At 68.9% G+C, this 16,540-nt stretch carries 16 protein-coding genes, 1 pseudogene and 1 riboswitch; of the genes and pseudogenes, 2 read left to right on the plus strand and 15 right to left on the minus strand.

The features are described from left to right. Window positions 1-214: 214 nt before the first annotated feature. The 7 genes and pseudogenes from FE633_RS26115 to FE633_RS26145 all read right to left on the minus strand — a co-directional run bounded on the left by FE633_RS26115 (window position 215) and on the right by FE633_RS26145 (window position 6,942). On the minus strand, window positions 215-2,455 hold the full coding sequence (locus FE633_RS26115) for a serine/threonine-protein kinase (RefSeq protein ID WP_138047639.1): 2,241 nt from the start codon (window positions 2,453-2,455) through the stop codon (window positions 215-217). Window positions 2,456-2,515: 60 nt separating this feature from the next. Next, window positions 2,516-3,298 (minus strand): oxygenase MpaB family protein, encoded by a 783-nt coding sequence (locus tag FE633_RS26120; RefSeq protein WP_138047731.1) that lies wholly within the window; start codon window positions 3,296-3,298, stop codon window positions 2,516-2,518. Between the two features lie 414 nt (window positions 3,299-3,712). Continuing rightward, window positions 3,713-4,090 (minus strand): annotated as a pseudogene (locus FE633_RS26125) (cupin domain-containing protein); the annotation flags it as partial. Between the two features lie 362 nt (window positions 4,091-4,452). Beyond that, window positions 4,453-4,617, minus strand: coding sequence for a hypothetical protein (locus tag FE633_RS47435; RefSeq protein ID WP_171060125.1), 165 nt, complete (start codon window positions 4,615-4,617; stop codon window positions 4,453-4,455). Between the two features lie 121 nt (window positions 4,618-4,738). Further along, window positions 4,739-5,797, minus strand: a complete 1,059-nt coding sequence (locus FE633_RS26135; protein ID WP_138047640.1) for an LLM class flavin-dependent oxidoreductase — start codon at window positions 5,795-5,797, stop codon at window positions 4,739-4,741. After that, window positions 5,797-6,330 (minus strand): SRPBCC family protein, encoded by a 534-nt coding sequence (locus tag FE633_RS26140; protein ID WP_138047641.1) that lies wholly within the window; start codon window positions 6,328-6,330, stop codon window positions 5,797-5,799. Before FE633_RS26140 ends, FE633_RS26135 begins: the two co-directional genes overlap by 1 nt. A gap of 114 nt (window positions 6,331-6,444) precedes the next feature. Further along, window positions 6,445-6,942 (minus strand): winged helix-turn-helix transcriptional regulator, encoded by a 498-nt coding sequence (locus FE633_RS26145; protein WP_138047642.1) that lies wholly within the window; start codon window positions 6,940-6,942, stop codon window positions 6,445-6,447. Between the two features lie 481 nt (window positions 6,943-7,423). Between FE633_RS26145 and FE633_RS26150 the strand changes: the two genes are divergently transcribed. Continuing rightward, a complete protein-coding gene (locus tag FE633_RS26150) occupies window positions 7,424-9,046 on the plus strand; it encodes an MFS transporter (protein ID WP_246113836.1) in 1,623 nt (540 codons plus the stop codon). A gap of 23 nt (window positions 9,047-9,069) precedes the next feature. On the opposite strand, the gene FE633_RS26155 is transcribed toward FE633_RS26150, so the two are convergent. From FE633_RS26155 to FE633_RS26170, 4 genes are all read right to left on the minus strand, one after another. Beyond that, window positions 9,070-9,429 (minus strand): hypothetical protein, encoded by a 360-nt coding sequence (locus FE633_RS26155; RefSeq protein WP_138047643.1) that lies wholly within the window; start codon window positions 9,427-9,429, stop codon window positions 9,070-9,072. A gap of 189 nt (window positions 9,430-9,618) precedes the next feature. Beyond that, entirely contained in the window at window positions 9,619-10,809 is a 1,191-nt protein-coding gene (locus FE633_RS26160) for an acyl-CoA dehydrogenase family protein (protein ID WP_138047644.1), read from the minus strand. A gap of 175 nt (window positions 10,810-10,984) precedes the next feature. Further along, window positions 10,985-11,752 carry a CbtA family protein gene (locus tag FE633_RS26165; RefSeq protein WP_138047645.1) on the minus strand — a complete coding sequence of 256 codons (768 nt, stop codon included), beginning with the start codon at window positions 11,750-11,752 and terminating at the stop codon, window positions 10,985-10,987. Between the two features lie 30 nt (window positions 11,753-11,782). Then, entirely contained in the window at window positions 11,783-12,016 is a 234-nt protein-coding gene (locus tag FE633_RS26170; RefSeq protein ID WP_138047646.1) for a CbtB domain-containing protein, read from the minus strand. 36 nt (window positions 12,017-12,052) lie between these two features. After that, window positions 12,053-12,193, minus strand: a riboswitch (cobalamin riboswitch). A 130-nt stretch (window positions 12,194-12,323) separates the two neighbouring features. On the opposite strand from FE633_RS26170, the gene FE633_RS26175 reads away from it, so the two are divergent. Next, window positions 12,324-12,902 carry a histidine phosphatase family protein gene (locus tag FE633_RS26175; protein ID WP_138047647.1) on the plus strand — a complete coding sequence of 193 codons (579 nt, stop codon included), beginning with the start codon at window positions 12,324-12,326 and terminating at the stop codon, window positions 12,900-12,902. 89 nt (window positions 12,903-12,991) lie between these two features. On the opposite strand, the gene FE633_RS26180 is transcribed toward FE633_RS26175, so the two are convergent. The 4 genes from FE633_RS26180 to FE633_RS26195 form a co-directional block, all read right to left on the minus strand. Beyond that, window positions 12,992-13,363: a four-helix bundle copper-binding protein gene (locus FE633_RS26180; protein ID WP_171060126.1), complete on the minus strand. Its 372-nt coding sequence runs from the start codon at window positions 13,361-13,363 to the stop codon at window positions 12,992-12,994. Window positions 13,364-13,430: 67 nt separating this feature from the next. Beyond that, window positions 13,431-14,150 carry a DUF6183 family protein gene (locus tag FE633_RS26185; protein ID WP_212747281.1) on the minus strand — a complete coding sequence of 240 codons (720 nt, stop codon included), beginning with the start codon at window positions 14,148-14,150 and terminating at the stop codon, window positions 13,431-13,433. A 104-nt stretch (window positions 14,151-14,254) separates the two neighbouring features. After that, the gene (locus FE633_RS26190; protein ID WP_246113837.1) at window positions 14,255-14,599 is read right to left on the minus strand and encodes an RICIN domain-containing protein; all 345 of its coding nucleotides are present in this window, start codon (window positions 14,597-14,599) and stop codon (window positions 14,255-14,257) included. 114 nt (window positions 14,600-14,713) lie between these two features. Further along, on the minus strand, window positions 14,714-16,474 hold the full coding sequence (locus FE633_RS26195; protein WP_138047649.1) for an amylo-alpha-1,6-glucosidase: 1,761 nt from the start codon (window positions 16,472-16,474) through the stop codon (window positions 14,714-14,716). Between the last annotated feature and the right edge of the window lie 66 nt (window positions 16,475-16,540).

Below are 16,540 nucleotides of genomic sequence, written 5' to 3' on the forward strand. Positions count from 1 at the left end.
GACGCGCGGCGGCCCGGCAGGGCCTCGGGCCGCGCAACGGGGGCGAGTGCGCCGCGCGCCGCCCGATACCGGCGGGCGGCATGGACGCGAGGGGATACGTCATGAGGTGCCCCGGCGGGCGACAGGCCGTCCGGCGTCGCGCCTCGCGCCGCCGGCCGGCCCCGGAGGCCGCTCGGACTCGGTGGCCTCACGGCCCCAAGCGGACGGTCGGGCCTCAGAGGCCGCCGGACGCCCGCTGCTGCCGTAGTGCGGCCACCCTCCGGTACAGCTCGATCGCCTCCGCGCCGCGCCCGAGTTGTTCCAGGCAGTGGGCCTCGTCGTTGCGGCTGGCGAGGGCGTCGGGGTGGTCGGCGCCCAGGACGCGCTCGCGGGCGGCGGCGACACGGCGATACTCGGTGAGGGCGTCCGCCCAGCGGCCGAGCCAGCCGAGGCCGACGGCCACCTCGCGGCGACTGACCAGGGTGTCCGGGTGCTCGGGGCCGAGGACGCGCTCGCGGATCGCGCACACGTCGCGGGACTCCGCCAGAGCCTCCTCCCAGCGGCCGAGCCGCCCCAGGTTGACTCCGAGGCCGTGCCGGGCGCGCAGGGTCTCGGGGTGGCCTGGGCCGTGGACGCGGGTCCGGTCGTCGATCAGGGCGCGGTACAGCTCCAGTGCCTGCGCGCTGCGGCCGAGCCTGCCGAGGCTGATCCCGACCTCGTAGCGCGCGGCGAGGGTGTCGGGGTGGTCGGGGCCGAGAGCCTGTGCCCGGGCCTCCGCGACGTCCTGGTAGGTCTGCAGCGCCTCCGGCCAGTGGCCCAACTGGCCGAGTACGTAGGCCACTTCGTACCGGGTCACGAGGGTGTCGGGATGGTTCGCGCCGAGCGCCCGGGCGCGGGCCGCCGCCACGTCGAGGGCCATGCGGTACGAGTCCTCCAGGCGTCCGAGCCTGCTGAGGTTGAAGGCGAGATTGTGGCGGCAGCGCAGGGTGTCCGGGTGGTCGGGTCCCATGGCGCGCTCCCGGGCCGCGAGCACGGCCGTGTACGCCTGGTGCGCTTCGAAATGGCGGCCCAACTGCCCGAGTACGTACGCCATTTCCTGGCGGGCTGCCAGCGTGTCCGGGTGCTCGGGTCCCAGCAGGCGCCCCCTGGCCTCGGCGACGTGGGTGTACTCGCGCAGCGCGTCGGCGGGGCGGCCGGTGCGGCTGAGGGTGAAGCCGACCTCGTAGCGGCTGGCGAGGGTGTCGGGGTGGTCGGGGCCGAGGGCGTGCTCGCGCTCGGCGGCGACCGCGCGGTGCACCTCGCCCGCCTCCGCCCAGCGGCCGAGGCGCCCCAGGCTGAGGCCCGCGTTGTGCCGGCCGGTGAGAGTGGTGATCAACTCCGGTGACGGGGTGGGCCGTTCGGCCGGTACGGGATCCTGGTCCCGACGGGTGTCGGTGCGGGCGATCCAGTCGCCGGTCAGGCCCGCGGCGGCGTCCGGCGGTGTGGTGCGCAGCGCGGCGCCGGTCGCCTTGTGGCCGGTGGTCATGCCACGGGTCCAGGAGGGCAGACGCGGTTCCCGGGGCGTCGGCGGCTCCGCCGTCCGGCGCCGCGCGGGCGGGGACACCATGGTCGGCACGTATGTCGGTGTGGTGCGGCCCGCGCTGATGCGGCGGCCCAACTCGCGGGCGTCGTGCGGACGTTCCTCGGGCTCCTTCGCCAGGAGGTCCAGGATGATCTGCTCGAGGTACTCGGGGAGTTCGGCGCGGTGGCCGCGCGGCGGCTCGGGCGGGGTGTCGCGGTGTCCGATGAGGACGGCCCATGCGTCGTCGAGATCGAACGGCGGCGCCCCGGTGGCGATCTCGTACAGCACGCAGCCGAACGAGTAGAGGTCACTGCGCTGGTCGACGGGCACGCCGCTGATCTGCTCGGGCGACATGTAGTGCGGGGTGCCCATCGCGATGCCGGTGCCGGTGAGGCGGCCGGTGAAGCCGATGTCGTGGCCGAGGCGGGCGATGCCGAAGTCGCAGATCTTCACTGTGCCGTCGTCGAGGCGCATGATGTTCGCCGGTTTCAAGTCGCGGTGAACGATGCCCTGTTGGTGGGTGTACGCGAGGGCGGCGGCCGCCTGGTCCGCGATCTCCACGACGTCGGCGACCGGCAGCGGATGGTTCTTGTTGTCCTCCAGGAGCTGGCTGAGGTTGCGGCCGTCCAGCAGCTCCATGACGAGATAGAGCACACCGTCCGACTCGCCGAAGTCGTGCACCACGGTCACTCCGCGGTGCTGAAGAGCGGCGGCCACGCGTGCCTCGCGCCGAAATCTCTCCCGCAGGACACGCGTGAAGGAGTGGTCGCGCTGCGGGCCGAGCGGTTTGAGGCACTTGACGGCGACCTGTCTGCCCAGCGATTCGTCGCGCGCACGCCACACCTCACCCATGCCGCCGCGACCGATCAGGTCGAGCAGCCGGTACCGGCCCTGGATCAGCCTGGTCTCCGCCATCTCGTGCGACCGCCCCCGTCGTCTGGCCCCGCCCTCCCCCGGCCCGTCCAGTATGGCGAGCTATCTGGCGACTTTGTACGGTGCCGGGCGCGAGCCGGGGCCGAGCCGTGACATGGCGCGGATAATGTGTTTGGGCGGCAGTTGCCAGCGGACACGTGCGGGAATGCCGCGCAGCAGGGTGCCGGTGAGACGCAGGTGACGGGTCACCGTCTCGGGCGGCGGCGCCGGTCTTCCGTACAACTCATGGGCGTACGGCGGCAGTGCGGCGTACGCGAGGTCGGCCACGCGCCGCCACAGCAGTGCGCGCGCCGGGACGAGCAGGAGTGGTGTCGGCGGGCTCCGCAGAAAGTCATCCACCTCCCGCGCCTCCGGTCCCGCGGCCAGTTCGGGGCGCATCTTCTCGAAGTACGCGGCGAGTTGGCCCTGGTCGGCGGGTACGTCGCCAGGGTCGAGGCCCACCAGGCGTGCGCTGACCCGGTGTTCGCCGATGTAGCGGTCCGCCGCCGCTTCCGTGATCGGGAACCCGGAGCGGCGTGCCACCTGCAGATAGGAGTCGATCTCGGCACAGTGGATCCAGAGCAGCAGCTCGGGTTCGTCTATCGGGTAGCGCTCGCCCGTGTCGGGGTCGGTCGCCGTGAACATGGTGTGGATCTTCCGGACCCGGGCGCCGGCCTTCTCGGCCGCCTCCGTGGTGCCGTACGTCGTCGTGCCGACGAAGTCGGCCGTGCGCATCAGCCGGCCCCAGGCGTCCTTGCGGAAGTCGGAGTTCTGCATGACGCCGCGCACCGCGCGGGGGTGCAGGGCCTGGAAGTAGAGCGCGCGAACACCGGCGACCCACATCATCGGGTCACCGTGTATCTGCCAGGTGACCGAGGACGGGCCGAAGAGCCCCGGGTCGCCCGTGTGATCCACGTTCACGCTGCCAGTGTGACCAGGATTCCTGGTGGGCACCAGGGCGGGCAGGTACTCCTTTCCACACGGTTCTCTTCGGACCGCCCGGCGGTGCGCCGTCCAGCCCCGCAGGCGCCACCACCTCGGCGCCTGCGGGACCTGCGGGCCCTGTGAGACTCTCAGCTCCCCCAGATCTCGAACCGCATCTTGGAAGGGCTGGAGGAGGACTGCGCGTGAGCGCGACGCCGACGCAGTGACCGCCGGCCCACGGCACACCTCGGTCGGGCGCCCGGTCGCGGCCGGACACCGCACCGTGCTGCCACTGAGGCGACGGCACCATCGGGGCTTCCGCCTGCACCACGCGGGTCAGGTTGTGGAAGCGGGACCGGGCGGCAGGTGGACCGTCATGATCAGGCTGCAGGTTTCGGTGCCGTCGCCGCGGTAGGTGTGAGGGGCGTCGCCGTCGAACGTGGCGGTCTGTCCGGCGTCCACGGTGTGTTCGGTGCCGTCGACGATCAGGGTCATCCGGCCGGAGGTGACACTGACGGTTTCCACGACTCCGGCTTGATGGGGGTGGCTGGGGTATTCCTCGTCCGGTTCCAGTTGCCAGCGCCAGACCTCGACAGGGGCCGGACCTGAGGTCGTCAGCATGAGCCGGGCCTCGCTCCCCCGTTCTCCGGTCCACAGCGGTGCCACGGTGTCGGCGGCCACGACACGGACGCGGCCTTCGGGCGGCCCCTGCACCGCCTACCAGGCCGTCCAGGCTGCACGTCTCAAGAGCGGGCACACGCTGCTGATCAACGGCGCCAGCGGAGGCGTGGGTCAGTCGGCCGTCCAGTTCGCCGCCCGGGCCGGAGCCCACGTCCTAGCAAGGGTGCCTGGATCGTGGCGGCGACCTGTACCGGGCGCGTCCACCCCAGGCCCACCTCGACGCCCTCCAGCTGAGGGAAGACCTCCGGCAGTCCGAGATGCTCCGTGCCCGGGACGGTCATGGCCGTACGTTTCACGCCGCCGTAGTGGAAGGTACGCACACGCTTGCCGGCGCGCTCATCGACCAACACTGGGCGGAAACCCAGGGTCGCGGGCCGCGGTAGGCGAACCCGTTCTCAGCCGCCACACGACCAGCGTCTGAGTGTGCCTCCTGTGGTCAGGGTGTACGCGTCGCGCAGGGTGCTCCGGTCGCCCGGCTGCTGCTGGCCGGCCTGTGCGAGGGCAACCAGATCATCGCCGCCGCGGCGGACCGGGAGCACGCCCTGACCAGGACGTTCCATGCGATCACCCTGCTGATGTCGGGCCTGGCGCCCGACGGCATCAGCGCCCGATTGACCTGAACCGGGGCCTGGTGGACAGCGTCGGCGCATGGCGACCCGCCTCGGCGGCCATGGCCTGTCGCTACCGTGCTGCCTCGTCCTCGATGTCGCGGACCAGCTCGATGGCCCGGCCCAGGGTGGCGAGTCGGGCGTCGAGGGTCTCGCCGGCGGGATAGAAACGAACGGTGTCGACACCGACGTCGCGCCACACGCGCAGCCGTTCACGCACCATGTCCTTTGTTCCGATCAGCGTGGTCGCCAGCACCATCTCGTCGGTGATCTCGCCGGCCGCGCCGTCCCGGTCTCCGGCCTGCCAGCGGGTCCGGACCTCGGCCGCCACCTCGGCCCATCCCTGGCGGCTGTAGGCGCTGTTGTAGAAGTTCGTGGTCGCGGAGCCCATGCCGCCGAGACTGAAGGCCAGCTCCTTCTTGCGTCCGGCCACCATCGCGCGCAGCGCGTCCTCGTCGTCCGCGAAGGCGACCTCGGCGCCCTGGCAGATGTCGAGGTCGGCGCGCGTACGACCGGCGTCGGCCAAGCCCCGGTCCAGGTGGTGGAAGTACGCCTCCTTGGCGCCTTCGGGTACGAAGCTGGTGCCCAGCCAGCCGTCGGCGATCTCACCGGTCAGGTGCAGCATCTTCGGCGAGAGGGTGGCCAGGTAGACGGGGATGTCGTACTCGGCGCGCATCGACAGACGCATGGGTTTCGCCTCGCCCGGCAGAGGGATTTGGAACTCCCGCCCGGAATAGGAGACCTTCTCGCCCGAGGCGGCCTGGCGCACGATCTCGACAGTCTCGCGCATGCGCGACAGCGGCCGTGCGAAGGGCACGCCGTGGAGTCCTTCGATCACCTGAGGTCCGGAGGGGCCCAGCCCGAGGAGGAAGCGCCCCTGGGAAATCTGCGACAGCGTGATCGCGGCGCGGGCGATGGCCATCGGCGTGCGGGTGCCGAGCTGGATGATCCCGGATCCGAGAAGCATGCGCTCGGTCTTCGCGGCTAGGTAACCCAGCGGCGAAGGCGCCTCGGAGCCCCATGCCTCCGCCACCCAGCAGATGTCCAGACCGAGTTTCTCCGCCTCGGTGACGTAGTCGACGATCTCCCGCCAGTCGGCTCCGGAGGCTTCGATCGTGGTGGAGGTACGCATCAGAGGCTCGCCTCGCCCGATGCCTCGGTGCTCTCGGCCAGCTTCTTGATCTCTTCAAGGGTGCAGTTCATGTTGGCCTCGAACTCCCGCATGCGCACGAAGACGATCTTCTGCTCCTTCTCCGGCATGCGATCGATGGCGAAGGAGAGACCCGAGCGGGCCGGCCCCATCTGCATCCACTGCCGCAGCAGTGTGCCGCCGTCCTCCGGCTTCAGAGTGAACCGCCAGAGGGCAGTGGGGTGTTGTGGATCCTCGACCGCCCAGGCGAGCACGCTCGGCGGCTCGTACTCGACGATGTGGGACGTGGTGGCCCACTCCCCCAACGCTTCATGCTTGCTCCGGCCGACGAATCGGGCTCCTAGAGCAGGGCCGCTCCTGCCGTCCAGCCATTCCACCGCCTGCAGCTCGGAACTCATGCGCGGCATCAGCTCGATGTCGGACACCAACGCCCACACTTGCGTCGGCGCCGCGGCGATCCAGGTGTGGACCTCAGCCGTCGGCTTGTCCGCATAGCGCGCGCCCGTCCACTCCATGATCCCGCGGCCTCCTCGCCTTCCGAGAACCTCTCTTGCCAGTACCTGACCAGTAAAGTTGCGTAGATAGACTCACTTGTCAAGGGTGGACACAGCCCTCACGGAGCTGTTGAGTCAGTCCGCGAAACGCTCCCGCACATCCGGCCGTTCGGCCAAATGCGGTGGATAGCCGGGGCCCATCCGGGGGCGAGTGTTGTCCGCGGTCATGGGCTCGCCGCAGGCGGCGCACACCACCTCGGCATGGGTCTCCTGCCCGCACACCTCGTGACGCATCGCCACCGGCGGGCCCGCTTCACCGGCCAGCCAGCGGTCTCCCCACCGGTTCATCACCAGCAGCACGCCAAAGAAGTCGCGCCCCTTCTCGGTGAGCACGTAGTCGCACCGGACCGGCTCCGTCTGGTACGGCCGCTTCTCCAGCAGCCCCTCCTCCACCAGCCGGCGCAGCCGGTCCGTCAGCGTGTTACGGGCGATCCCCAGCGACTCCTGGAACGCGTCGAACCGCCGGATCCCGTAGAACGCCTCACGCAGCACCAACGGCGTCCACCAGTCCCCGAGCAGGTCCATGGTCCGCGCGATCGAGCAGGGCCACTGCGCAAAGGATGTCCGTCTCATGACGGCCAGCATAGGTTCGTCCAGTCGTGAGACCCAGCAGGTAGACCGAGCAGCGGGCACTACGCGGCACTGCGAGGGCTCCTCATCCAGCACGCCGAAGATCTCGCACGGAAGATCGACAAAGCAAGTGACCTCGCGCAGCCGAACCCGATCCGCCGGGACTGAGTTCTGAAGGCCATGGTGAATGACGCAGAAATGGTGCTCGGTAAAGCGTCAGGTGAGTGCCAGTGTTCCGGCAGTCTTGGGCGGGCAGGAGCTGCGGTTTGGCGTGGGCACCGAGCAGGGATCGCAGGACGCGGTGCGACAGCTCACTGGAGGGCATGAAATCCGCTCAGTCGCAACCCTCCGGAAGTCATGAAATCCTTCAACTCGCAAATCCGCCAGAGGGCGCAAAATTACTCAGTCCGCAAATCCGGCAGAGGGCATACAGTCCGTTCAGCCGCAACAGTATTGAACAAGAAATTCTAAGCTTGACGGCGTCGTGGAGTTTGCTTATGGTCCAGTCGTTCAGGTTCCCGCCGATCGATATCCGAAGGTGTTCATGACCCCGCCTCCAACGTTGCCGAAGTCCAGGCAGCAGTTGATTCTTGCCGTTCTTATGCTGTGTTCACTGCTGATTTGGATAGAAAATACCGTCCTGAGTACTACGCTGGAGACCCTTGCAGACCCGGTCCGTGGACTGGGGGCCAATCCCGGTCAGCTGCAATGGGCGACCGGTTCGTACACTCTGGCCTTCGCCACATTGATGTTCACTGCAGGCGCATTGGGCGATCGGTTCGGTCACCGGACTGTGTTCTCCAGTGGGTTGGTGATCTTCGCCGGGTCCTCGCTGTGGGCGGCGTACGCAAGCGATGCGGGCCAGCTGATTGCAGCTCGAGCTGCGATGGGGGTGGGCAGCGCGCTGATCACGCCCGCCATGATGGCCATCCTTATATGGACCTTTACCGGCCCCGCGCGGGCTGCCGCGATCGGCATTTTCTCGACGTCGGCCGGTGTCGGAATGGCTGCCGGCCCGGTGCTGGCGGGGTTCCTGCTCGATCATTTCTGGTGGGGCTCGGTCTTTCTGATCAATGTTCCGGTCGCGGCATTGGCGCTGGTCGGGCTTGCCGTGCTGGTTCCGAATTTCCGCAGCCCCACTCCGCGACCACTGGACCCCGCTGGAATGTTGCTGTCGATCAGTGGGCTCGTGGCGTTGGCCTACGGGCTGATCCGGGCGGGCCAGGTGGCGGTGTGGAGTCGTACCGACGTCTGGGCGCCGATTGTTGTCGGTCTAATTCTGCTGGCCGTTTTCGTACTCGTCGAACTGCGTGTCAAGGTGCCCAGCTTTGATCCGCGAATGTTCACGCAACGCACATTCGGTGGCGGAAATATGGCGCTCGGATTGCTGCTCTTCGGTGTGGCCACCATCACCTTTTATAACGCGTTCTACCTGCAAGGCGCGCTCGGATTTTCGCCGATGAAGGCGGGTTTGGCCAATATCCCGACCGCATTCGGCGCGCTCGCGGGGGCGCCCCTTGCCTCGCGCCTGGTTCGCCACCTGCCGCTACGCCTTGTCACCGTGCCGGCGCTAACCGTGGCTGCGCTGACCATGGGCGGGTACGGGTTCCTCGGACTGCAAACTCCACTCGTCTGGATCGAGATTCTGTTGTTGATACAGGGTCTCTCGATCGGCATGGTGATCGGCCCCGTTACGGCCGCATTGATCAGCGACCTGCCGTTGGAACAGGCAGGTGCAGGATCGGCCGTCACCAACACCGTGCGACAAACCGGCAGTGTGATCGGAATCGCAGTAGGCGGCACGATCATGTCGATCACGTACCGACGTGCGATCGAACCTTCGCTGGAGGGTGCACCCGGTCCGGTGCAGGATCAGGCGCGAGTTTCCGCCGAACAGGCCCGCCACGTCGCCACCACTGTCCACCGGCCCACTCTTGCTCAGGCTGCTGATAATGCGTTTATCCATGCTATGCACGTCGGCGCGGGCTGGATCGCGGTCATCGCGCTCCTCGGAGCAGCTGTGCTGCTGACGACCTTGCCTGCTGCCGGAAAGAAGAAGGGTCCGACACCGGAGCCGGACTACGAAGAGGCCCGCAGCTCCGTCTGAGAGTGTGATGGCGGAACCCAGGCTCAGGCTCGCCGCAGGGCAGCATCAAATACCAGCTTCCGCAGCTCAGCGGGCGCATTGGGTGCATCTCGCCAAGCGTCTGCGATCGCGAGAAGCGCCTCCCACGCGAGCTCGGCAGCGACGCCGGGCTGACCGGTGTCGATGTCGGCGAACAGCCGCTTGCAGAGGACGTTGGTGACGTTATACAGGGCGCCCGAGGCACGGGCCACATCGGCCACACCCGAGTCCGCAGCATGACACGGTTCACCGGGAAGCCGAATGGCAACCGAACCCGCGGAGTAACTCCGCCCATGAACGAAGTCGCGCAGAGCGCAGAGTTGATCTCGGGTCGGCAGGGACGGCTGGACAATGCGCTCGGTCACCAGCCGACTCCATCGGTGCCGCCCCCGCCTGCCGCCCCGACGCCGGCTCCAACTCCCGTGGCCAGGTTCCAACTACCGTGTCCCGGCTCAACATCACCAGAGGTTCTCGCACAGGCTCTCACCCACCGGGCCAGGCTCGGTGCCAACCATCCCTCTTATGTGCCAACTAAGAATCCTCGTCACACCGAGCTAACGCCGTACCCGGGGCATCCCCAAGCCGATCCACGAGATGATCTCGCGCTGGATCTCGTTGTTTCCGCCGCCGAAGGTGAAGATGACGGCCGAGCGGTAACCGCGTTCCAGTTCGCCGTGGAGCACCGTGCCCGCCGAGCCCTCCTTGAGAACGCCCGCCGCCGCGACGATCTCCATGAGCCAGGCGTACGCGTCCCGGCGCGCCTCGGAGCCGTACACCTTCACGGCGGAGGCGTCCTGCGGGGTGAGCGTGCCCTCCTGGACGGCGTTCACCATCTGCCAGTTGAGGAGCTTCATCGCGTCGAGCCGGGTGTGGGTCTGGGCGAGGCGGCGGCGTACCCAGGGCAGGTCGACGACGCGGTGGCCGTCGGCGAGCTTGGTCTCCATCGCCCAGCGCTGCACGTCGTGCAGGGCGCGGATGGCCATGGTGCCGTGCGCGGCGAGGGTGACGCGTTCGTGGTTGAGCTGGTTGGTGATCAGCCGCCAGCCCTTGTTCTCCTCCCCTACCCGGCGCGAGGCGGGGACCCGGATGTTCTCGTAGTAGCTCGCGGTGGTGTCGTGCGAGGCGAGCGTGTTGATCAGGGTGCAGGAGTAGCCGGGGTCGGAGGTCGGCACGAGGAGCATGGTGATGCCCTTGTGCGGTGGGGCATCCGGGTCGGTGCGTACGGCGAGCCAGACCCAGTCGGCGGTGTCCCCGTTGGTCGTCCAGATCTTCTGCCCGTTGACCGTGTAGTGGCCGGTGGCCTCGTCGCCTTCCCGTACGGCCCGCGTCTTGAGCGATGCCAGGTCCGTGCCCGCGTCGGGCTCGCTGTAGCCGATCGCGAAGTCGATCTCGCCGGAGAGGATCTTCGGCAGGAAGTACGCCTTCTGTTCGTCCGTGCCGAACTGCATGATCGTCGGGCCGACCGTGTTCAGCGCCATCAGCGGCAGGGGTACGCCCGCCTGGGCGGCTTCGTCGAAGAAGATGAACTGTTCCATCGGGCTCAGCCCGCGCCCGCCGTACTCCTTCGGCCAGCCCACCCCTAGCCAGCCGTCGGTGCCGAGCCGGCGAATGGTCTCGCGGTAGAACCGCTTCTGGGCCGCGGGGTCGCCGTATCGCGTGTGGACGTCGTCCGGCACCAACTCGGCGAAGTAGGCGCGCAGTTCGGTGCGCAGTCGCTGCTGCTCCGGCGTGTATTCGAGATGCACGGCGCCTCCTGGCTCCCACGGGGCTCCGCTGGCCTGCTGCTCCGGCCACCCGGACCCGACCCGGACCTGACGGCGGACACCGTAGAACGTGTTTCAGAAATTGGGAACACACAACAGTGGGGGCGCGCAGAAAGGGCCCCCGGACAACCGGGGGCCCTTATCGGCGCTCAACCTCTCAGTGTGCGACAGGAGTTGCCTGTGCTGCGGCCCCGTTCTGCTGAGCGGCAGCCGTACGCGGTGCCAGCACGCGCTCCGCCAGGAGCCCGAAGACCAGGCCGTACGCGGTCCACAGGGTCACCTGGATGGCGAGTGCCGCCAGCCGGTACTGCCACAGCAAGGTTCCGGAGAAGCCCTCCGGGACCTCGTTGAACGACGGCAGGAACGCGTACGCCAGACCGACGAGCAGGACGAAGAACGCGCCCGCCGCCACGGTGGCGTTCCAGTTGCCCAGGCGCGGCGCGAGGCGCTTGCCCAGGATCACGGTGCCGACGGCCAGTAGGACGCCGAGCACGACCATCAGGAAGTACAGCGTGGTCCGCTGGTTGAGGGTGTCGGGGTTGCCGACGGCCGGCGGGTTGGGCGGGTACTTCAGGAAGGGCACGACGTACACCGCGAGCAGGCCCGCGGTCGCCAGCAGCAGGGCGCTCGCGCGCGGACCGAAGCGGCCGATCCTGCCGAGGGCGAAGCAGTAGGCGAGCGCGGCGATACCGCCGAATGCGACCCCGTAGACGAGGACACCGGTGGACAGGCCCGCGGTGGACTGCATCGTGCGGCTGACGAGTTCGGTGCCGCCGTGCTCGTGGGAGTGGGCCTCCTCGTATGCGATCGCCGCGTCGACGCGCGGTTCACCCAGGAAGTACGCGACGACCAGGGCGAGCAGGCCCGCGGCGAGACCCGCGAGCATGCCACGCACCAGGAGGTTTCTGACGGTGATGGAGTTCATCGAGTTGTCCTGTTCGGTTCCTTGTCGCCGTCAGTGGCAGGGGAAGCCGAGCAGGTGGCGGGCGTCGTGCACCCACTCGTGCACACCCTCACCGGAGACCAGGGAGGTGGCGCCCTGCTCGGCGCCGACGAAGTAGAGCAGGACCAGCATCAGGATGCCGAAGAAGACCGCCCAGGGGGCGATCGCGCCGATCGGCAGCTTGGCCGGCACGGCGGCCGGTGCGGCAGGGGTGGTTGCGCTCGGCTGAGCGACGGAGTGGGCCATGGCAGGACCTCCTGGGGGAACTCGCGTCCCGACTCGGTGGTGCACAGGACGACGGCCACGGGTCTGACTTGCCCGAACTGCACCGCTCCTGGGTGGAGGCGGTCGGTACGGCTTACAGTGGCGCGACCGTGCCGGATTCTCACCGGCTTCCGTCGAACCGTCGTCAATATCGACGAGAACGTACCGCGAAGCGGGGACGCGGCCAAGGGCGCACGGAGTTCGGAAGGTGCGCCGGTGTCCTGGTCACGGCATCAATTCCGGGCGCTGCCAAGGGTGTTGAGCTCTGTTGAGCACGAGAGGGGGACTGATGACGAGCCGAGTGATGTTGATCTCACCAGCGATCAGTGCGGCGCTGCGGGAGGCACGTTTCGACGACGGATGCCCGGTCGACGCCGCCGGGCTGCGGAACGCGGAGGCGGCCGCGGGTTCGCTGCCCGCCCCGGACCGGGCCCTGTTCTCCCCCGGCGTGCGCTGCCGCGACACCGCCGCCGCCCTCGGCCTCGACGCCGCGGCAGAGCCCGAGGTGGCGGGGCTGGACGTGGGCCGCTGGCGTGGCGCCACCCTGGCCGAAGTGAGCACCGACGAACCGGAGGCGGTCGCGCGGTGGCTGACGGACCCGTCCTGTGCCCCGCACGGCGGCGAGTCCCTGCACGGGCTGTGCGACCGGGTGGAGAAGTGGCTGGAATCGGCCGGCCAGTTCTCGGGCCGGATCGTCGCCGTCGTCGAGCCGGAGATCGTACGGGCCGTGATGGTACGGACGCTCGGGGCTCCGGAGTCGGCGTTCTGGCGCATCGACGTGCCGCCGCTGACCGGGACGGAGCTCAGTGGGCGGGACGGGCGCTGGAATGTCCGCGTGGGACGGGCGCTTGGGGACTTTGGGGACTGACGACGGGGTGCCCCGTCCGCCCCATCACCTCACCCCAGTTGCTCCGGTTACTCTTGCAACTCCGATCACACCCTCACACCCTCACACCCTCACACCAGGAGGGCGAGAAACTCCGTGCAGGCGCGTGCGCAGTCGCGGCAGGCCTTCGCACCGTCCTCGGCACCGGGGTTCCGGTCGAAGACATGCGCGGTCTCGAGGCAGACGGCTCGGCACCACTCGACCTGGGCGCGTGTTCCGGTCTCCTCCTGCCAGGTCTGATCGGCCAGGACGCGGCACGTCGCGTCGCAGACCTCCGCGCACAGGATGCCCTTGCGCCGCAGTTGCTGCTGGTTCTCCGGACCGTCGAGATCGGCGAGGCTCGCGCGCAGGGCACACATGCGCGCGCACTCGGTACAGGCCTGCGCGCAGGCGAACCGGTCCTCGAGGAAACGGACGAGTTCCTGCTGATCTGTTGCTGACACGCTGTCCGGGTAGCCGGACAGCGGCGCGCCAAACCCCGCACAAGCGCAGACGCGGTCACCCGTCTGTTCAGTGGACGTCGGTGGAGGAATCGGTGTGGGTGTCGGCGTCCGTGTCGGTCGCTGCCAGCACCGCCACCCGGGTGCGGGTGGGATCGAGCACGGCGAAAGCAGCGTCCGACGTGTCGTGGTGGAACCAGTCCGTGAACGCCATGAAGCGCAGCCACCGGTGGTCGGTGGCGCGCCGCGCCGCCTCCGGGAACGGGATGTCGTCGGGCAGCCCCATCAGTGCGTACAGGCTGTTCCAGGCGTGCAGCCGGGCGTACGCGCCGCTCTGCCCCCGGCCGTTCACCCCGCCGTTGTGTGCTGCCGCGAACAGTTCGTTGATCACGTCGTCGGGTGTGGTGTGGCAGGTGAGGGCACCACCCCGGCGCGTGGCCGCGCCCTCCAGGCACTCCAGGGGGAGTTCCTTGATGAACGCGATGTTGAAGTCGTCCGGATCGAGCGGGCTCGGCAGCGTGAAGAATCGCGCCTCGGGCTCGCGCGACCAGCCGCTGACGGTGAAGGGCTCGGCGGCCGCCCGTGCGCGCCGGCCGTCAGGTGTTTCCCCGGCCGTACGTCCGGCTGCCGCACCGCTGTCGGTGGGTGGAATCTCCGGGAAACGCGACCGTAGCTGATCCGGGGTCTTTACGGAGAGGAAGCCCCGGACCCGGACCCCGAACCGGTGCTCGATGTCCAGCCGCGTCCTGGGCAGCCGGGCCAGCGGGTGCGTCACATGGTTGTCGTCCACGCCCGGGAGCCTACGAGCAGACGTGGCGATCGATAATCGGCCCGTGGCAGCAGATGGGGGCTCCCGCCTGTGGCCCGGGAGCCCCCTGAGAAAGTGACGTCAGCTCAGCGCATGCCCTGGAGGCGCCAGATCTGGTTCCTCTTGTCGTTCAGCGCGCTCGCCGGATCGCAGGTCCACTGGTGGATCTTCGCGCCGGGTGCGGTCGAGATCTGGCTGACGTCGACGCACTTGCCACTGTGGACGGCGACCAGCTGGTAGTCCTTGCTGTTGCCGAGCGCGGTGACGGGGTTGAGGGTGAACATCTGGTTGGTGGCGCCGTTGCAGGTGTACTGGATGACGGCGGCATCGTCGGCCGTGGAAGCACCCGAGATGTCCAGGCACTTGCCGCTGTGCTGGTTGACCACCGTGTAGGTGTTCGACCGGCCCGCGACCGGCTTGAAGTCGAGCATCTGCTGGTAGCCGCCCTCGCAGTAATACTGCTGGGCGGAGGAAGGATGCGAGACGTACGCAGGTGGTCTCCCGAGAAGGTGGGTGTTGCCTGGGCGTGGCGCCCAGGTGGTCGTTCAGCTGCCGGTGTGTGCGGCGGATGTGGGTGCCGTGCGCCGGAGTTCGTGGGCTTCGGCGAGGAGGAGGTAGGCGGCGGCGGTCCAGGTGTAGGCGCGGTCGCGCAGGCCCGTGCCGGTGAGGGCGTCGAAGTTCTCCGCGAAGCCGTGGGTTTCGCACAGGGCCCGGAAGCGGGCGCTGATCTCGTCCGCGAGACGGTGGTGGCCGCTGCGGCGCAGGCCGTCCTCGATGAGGACGGTGGCGGGCGCCCAGATCGGGCCGCGCCAGTAGCCGTCGGGGCGGTAGTGGGGTGAGGCGGTCAGTTCGGTGGCCAGTCCGTACGGGGTGAGGTGGGCCTCGATACGGGCCGCCAGGACACTGCTCACGCTTTCTGGCAGGTGCTCGCCGAGCGCGATCGGCATCAGGTCCAGCAGACTGGACGTGCTCCAGGTCCGAGAGCTTTCGACGCCACGGGCCACGAACCGCTCCCCCGTCCACAGCTCGTCGAGCATCGCCGCCTGGGTCGCCTCGGCGGTGCGGGTCCAGTTGCGGGCCTCGTCGGGGAGGCCCAGTTCGGCGGCCAGGCCCGCGAGTTCACGGAGCTGGAGGGCGAGGAAGGCGGCCAGGTCGGCGCTGACGACCACGCGTTCGGGGTCGAAGGTCGTGGCGTTGTCCCAGCCGCTGTCGTTGCCGTGCTGGTAGTGGGGCAGGGCGGCATCCGGTGCGCGGCGTGCGGTGAGCCAGAAGTCCGTCCAGCGTCGCAACTGGCGGTAGATCTCGGTGAGTTCCGTACGGCCGAGGGGCTCGGGGAGCCGTCGGCGCAGGTGGGCCAGGGTCCATCCGTGGATGGGTGGTTTGACGAAGTTGTAGAGGACTTCCGAGTGGGTCACCGAGTCGGGCAGCGCCCCGCTCTCGTCCTGGTGGTCGAACGGCAGCGAGAACTGGTCCCAGGCCAGCGCGGGTGCTCCGGGCGCCAAGGCGAGGGCGTTGAAGCAGTGGTCCCAGCTCCAGACCTTGTCCATCCAGTGCTTGGACATCAGCACCGCGGGCCGGGTGACCAGGGCTGCCGGGCTGACCGTCGCCGACCACAGGACGTACGCGGCGAGTTCTGCGGCCGGAGTACGGGAGGAGCGCCAGGGAGCCACCGCGTGGGCGAAGGCCGCAAAGGCCCCCTCCGCCGCGTACACGACCTCCCCGAACGACATGCGGGAGGTGTAGGGACGTCGTGCGCTGTCCAGTTCCTCGACCGCCGCTTCCCAGACTCCGCCGGCGTCCGCGCTGATCGTCAGGGCGCGGTCGCCACTGCCCAGAGCCTCGCTGCCGGACGCCTCGCCCACGCCCGACAGTACGGTCACCCGGTAACGGCGACCGGTCTCGTACGACGTGAACATGTACGCGCCGTCCACCGGGTCGCGGTAGAAGTACGTGCCCGTGAAGGGCGTGAGGGTCTCCGCCGCCGCGGTGATGCGGAGGCCCAGCCCTTCACCGCGCAGGCGGACCGTGTCCGGTGACGCGTAGGCGAGGCCGATGCGTCCGCCGTCATGGACCCACCTGAGCAGGCTCGGTGTCGCCTCGACACGGGTCTCGGCCCGGTCGCCCGTCGTCGCTTCGAGGGGCACGAAGCGCAGGACGGCGTGCATGCCGTTCTGGTGGGAGACCAGGTGGAGGTCCTCGGCGTACGTCTTCTCCGCCACCACGGGCGAGATGCCGAACCAGGAGCCGTGTGTGCTGAACGGAATGTCATGGATGGAGAAGGCCGGGCCGAATCGGGCGGCGGTCATGAGGGGTTACTCGTTTCTTCAGCAGGGGTCACCGGCGATTTGGCCATGCGGTGGACAGGAGGGAGT

The sequence above is a fragment of the Streptomyces montanus genome (assembly GCF_005786655.1).
Taxonomy (GTDB): domain Bacteria; phylum Actinomycetota; class Actinomycetes; order Streptomycetales; family Streptomycetaceae; genus Streptomyces; species Streptomyces sporangiiformans.

What these genes read in the sequence shown, in the direction of transcription:
- FE633_RS26140 (WP_138047641.1), bottom strand. Translation starts at nt 6,330, where the DNA reads ATGGAGTGGACGGGCGCGCGCTATGCGGACAAGCCGACGGCTGAGGTC.
- FE633_RS26175 (WP_138047647.1), top strand. Translation starts at nt 12,324, where the DNA reads ATGACGAGCCGAGTGATGTTGATCTCACCAGCGATCAGTGCGGCGCTG.
- FE633_RS26195 (WP_138047649.1), bottom strand. Translation starts at nt 16,474, where the DNA reads ATGACCGCCGCCCGATTCGGCCCGGCCTTCTCCATCCATGACATTCCG.
- FE633_RS26120 (WP_138047731.1), bottom strand. Translation starts at nt 3,298, where the DNA reads ATGATGTGGGTCGCCGGTGTTCGCGCGCTCTACTTCCAGGCCCTGCAC.
- FE633_RS26135 (WP_138047640.1), bottom strand. Translation starts at nt 5,797, where the DNA reads ATGCGTACCTCCACCACGATCGAAGCCTCCGGAGCCGACTGGCGGGAG.
- FE633_RS26190 (WP_246113837.1), bottom strand. Translation starts at nt 14,599, where the DNA reads ATGCTCGACTTCAAGCCGGTCGCGGGCCGGTCGAACACCTACACGGTG.
- FE633_RS26115 (WP_138047639.1), bottom strand. Translation starts at nt 2,455, where the DNA reads ATGGCGGAGACCAGGCTGATCCAGGGCCGGTACCGGCTGCTCGACCTG.
- FE633_RS47435 (WP_171060125.1), bottom strand. Translation starts at nt 4,617, where the DNA reads ATGGAACGTCCTGGTCAGGGCGTGCTCCCGGTCCGCCGCGGCGGCGAT.
- FE633_RS26145 (WP_138047642.1), bottom strand. Translation starts at nt 6,942, where the DNA reads ATGAGACGGACATCCTTTGCGCAGTGGCCCTGCTCGATCGCGCGGACC.
- FE633_RS26170 (WP_138047646.1), bottom strand. Translation starts at nt 12,016, where the DNA reads ATGGCCCACTCCGTCGCTCAGCCGAGCGCAACCACCCCTGCCGCACCG.
- FE633_RS26165 (WP_138047645.1), bottom strand. Translation starts at nt 11,752, where the DNA reads ATGAACTCCATCACCGTCAGAAACCTCCTGGTGCGTGGCATGCTCGCG.